The sequence below is a fragment of the Streptomyces nanshensis genome (assembly GCF_001751255.1).
GTDB lineage: Bacteria > Actinomycetota > Actinomycetes > Streptomycetales > Streptomycetaceae > Streptomyces > Streptomyces nanshensis_A.
Genome location: NZ_LJGW01000064.1, coordinates 1 through 3,231, shown reverse-complemented (window position 1 = coordinate 3,231; position 3,231 = coordinate 1). Strand labels below are relative to the sequence as shown.

Here is a 3,231-nt window from a genome sequence, read left to right as displayed (position 1 = left end):
CGAGCAGCACCGCGGCGCCCCGCCGCACCGGCAGTCTCCGGCGCGGCGCTCCCCCCTGTGACGGCCGCGCGGCACCGGTGCGCGGCGTCCCCTCACCCGGCTCGCCCGAACCTCTCTGTCCGTTCTGTTCGTTCTGCCCGGCCGTACCCTCCGACTGCCCCCGTGTGCGCGCCATTCCGGTCCCCTCTCGTGTGCCGGTACCGGCACCCGCCGGTCCCCTCCTGGCGGCGAGCGGCGCCGCGGAATCACCGTGGCCCGCGGCCCACGCGCCCGGAAGACGATTCGGCGACGACCGAACGGTCCGCGCCCGCCGCTGACTCCGGCCCGTGCGCGGACGAGGCTGTGCCCGGGTGAGGCTGTGCGCGGTGCGCCCGTACGGCATCCTGGCGGTGCCGCCGGAACACCCGCTCCGGAAGCACGCAGACCCCCGGGGGGAGCCGCATGACGCTGCGCATCCACTTCACCCTGACCGACCTGGCGCGTGTCCGCTTCGCGGGCCCCTCGAGTCCGCTCACGGCCACCGCCTTCAGCACGTCACGGCTCGCGCACAGCCCCGGTCCGCCCCAACTCGACCTGTGGCGGCGGGCGGTGCGGCCCCAACTGGCGGGCGGGCCCACGCCGTTCACCGATCTGCTGCCCACGGCTCCCGAGCATCCGCTGCCCGGCTTCCTGCGTCCGCACCGCGGACTGCGCACGCTGGAGGAGGAGTTGGAGCGGCTGGAGGCGACTCCCCGCCAGGTGCTGCGCGCCGAACTCGACCATCTGGCCACCCGGCGGAGCCTGCCGCGCTGGACGCGCCGTCTCGCCGACGGCGACCGCGGCACCGTCGCGCGGCTCGCGGCGTCCGTACGGGACTACCACCGTGCCGCCGTCGCGCCCTACTGGCCGGGCCTGTCCGCCGTGCTCGCGGCCGATCTGGCCGCCCGTGCGCGGCAGTTACGGGACGGCGGCGTCGAGGAGGTGCTCGGTACGCTCCAGCCCGGCATGCACTGGCGCCCTCCCCTGCTCGTCATCGACGTGCCCGGCGGGGAGTTCGACTACCACCTGGGCGGACGGGGTCTGCTGCTGTCACCGGCCGCGTTCACGTCGTACGTTCCGTGCGACCCGGACGACGAACAGCCCACGCTGTACTACGAGGTGACCCGCAGCCCGCTGCCCCGCACCCGGGTGACCGGACCGCAGCACGGCCTCGCCGCCCTGCTCGGGCACAGCCGCGCGGCCGTGCTCCAGGTGATCGCCGAGGGCGTCTCCACCGGCGAACTGGCCCGCCGCACCGGCCTGTCGCCCGCTTCCGCGAGCGAGCACACGACGGTGCTGCGCGGCGTCGGCCTGGTGCACACCGAGCGCCACGGCCGGCTCAGCCGGCACAGCCTCACACCGCTGGGCGCGGAGTTGCTGCTGGAGTCCTCGGCGCCCGCCCCGAAGGTCACCGAGCGTCCGGCTCCGCCGCCAGCTCCGCAACGGGGATCCGCCTGAACTCCACGGTGTCGTACGGCCCTTCGTCCCCCGTCTCGTACAGCAGCCCCAGGGTGTGCCCGTCGGCGCGTACGAGGTCGGAGTAGGCCGCCGGGCGGTCGTCCACGGTGTGCACGGACCACCAGTCGCCGCCGCCGTTCCAGCTCGCCCGTAGCGTCATCCGCCGGCGCTCCACGGGATCGCCCGGCGCGGAGAAGACCAGCACGTCCGGGTCGTGGAGCTGGAGCACGCTCGCCTCCACGACGGGCGCGACGAGTTGCGGCTGCGGCGCGAACGGAGCGAGCAGGGATTCCCCGCCGTCCTCGGAGTACGCGTCGGCGCGGCGCTCGGGGGCGATCGCCTCGGTGCGGGTGTTGAAGTAGAGGCGGCCGTCGGGGAGTTCGGCCGCGGTGGTCTCGTTGACGTTGACCCAGCCGTCGGTGTCGTCGTCGGTGTAGCCGATGCGCCAGGTCTCGCCGCCGTCGTCGCTGAGCAGGTCGTGGCCGCCGTTGTAGCGGCCCTCGGTGCCGGTCCCGCCGTCCTCCGGCGGCAGCGAGTGGTTCGCCGGTACGACGAGGCGCCCCGCGTGCCGGTGGTGCTCCAGCCGTACGGCGTGGCCCGGCGTCGTCGCGTACCAGCGCCACTGCGGCAGCTTCGCCGACTCCGTGATCTCCCGCGGCTCCGACCAGCTCACGCCGGAGTCCGTGCTGTGCCGCACCCACACGCGGCGCCCGTCCTCGGCGGAGACCTCGCCGCGCCGGATGCGCTCCTCGGTGGCGTCCGCGGCATTGGTGACGGAGACCAGCACGACACGGCCGCCGGCGGCCTCCCCGCCCTCCCCCGCGGGGATCACCACGGGTGCCGGATTGCCCGCCGTACCCGTCCCGTACGAGGCGACGACGCTGAGCGCGCCCCAGCTCCGCCCGCCGTCGGCGGAGCGCCGCACGACGGTCTCGATGTGCCCGGTGTCGCCCGAGGACTCCACGCGCCCCTCGGCGAAGGCCAACAGGGCGCCGTCCGGGGCGCGGACGACCGCGGGGATGCGGAAGCTGGCGTAGCCCTCGCTTCCCGCCCGGAAGGGCACGGAGGTCTCGTACGGCATGAGCGACTCCCAACGTCCGGGCACGGAAGAGAAGTTCGAACCGACGCCGAACGTAAGCAGGCGGCGACAGAGCGTCAATGGAACGGGAGATGAACATCCGCGTCCACGCCGCGCGGCGGCGCATCCTCCCCCGCCGCCGCATCCGTCCGGGTGACCACAGCCGAAACACCTGTGGGGCAGGGGCTGTTGGGGCATCATGCGCGGCCATGGATGCCGTACGAGTCGCACATCTGCGGGAAGCACTCGCGGGAACGGAATGGGTGCAGTCCGCACGCCGGTTCGCCGGGTCGCTGCGGACGTCCGTCGCACCGAACAAGGGCGGTCTGCTGCTGGTGGGCACGGAGTCGTACGAGCCGTGGCACCTCGCCGCGCACCTCGACGACGAGGCCGCCTGGTCCGGGCAGCCGGAGCTGTCCCCGACGCTCGTACGCCACCGTGTGCCGCCGTCCGCGCCCGCGCATCTCTCCGCCGGGCTGGGCCGCATCGAGGCGGCGGGCCGGCGCGAGACGGNAGACGGTGCTGGTGGTCGCACCCGCCGCGCCGGGCCCGGAGTTGCTGGAGCGTGTGCACGACGCGCGCCGCGCGGGCGCCACCGTCCTCGCCCTCGACGACACAGCGGACGACGGCTCCGGCGGCGGACCGGGCGGCGAACTGCGTGCGCTCGCGCACGACGC

2 protein-coding genes and 1 pseudogene are annotated in these 3,231 nt (G+C 74.8%); 2 read left to right on the top strand and 1 reads right to left on the bottom strand.

Translation table 11 applies throughout. The features are described 5' to 3' along the window. Positions 1 to 441: 441 nt before the first annotated feature. A complete protein-coding gene (locus tag AN218_RS03150) occupies positions 442 to 1,476 on the top strand; it encodes an ArsR/SmtB family transcription factor (RefSeq protein ID WP_079131769.1) in 1,035 nt (344 codons plus the stop codon). On the opposite strand, the gene AN218_RS03145 is transcribed toward AN218_RS03150, so the two are convergent. Further along, entirely contained in the window at positions 1,427 to 2,557 is a 1,131-nt protein-coding gene (locus AN218_RS03145) for a sialidase family protein (protein WP_070015076.1), read from the bottom strand. The genes AN218_RS03150 and AN218_RS03145 overlap by 50 nt on opposite strands. A gap of 206 nt (positions 2,558 to 2,763) precedes the next feature. Between AN218_RS03145 and AN218_RS37805 the strand changes: the two are divergent. Then, positions 2,764 to 3,231, top strand: a pseudogene (locus AN218_RS37805) (hypothetical protein); the annotation flags it as partial.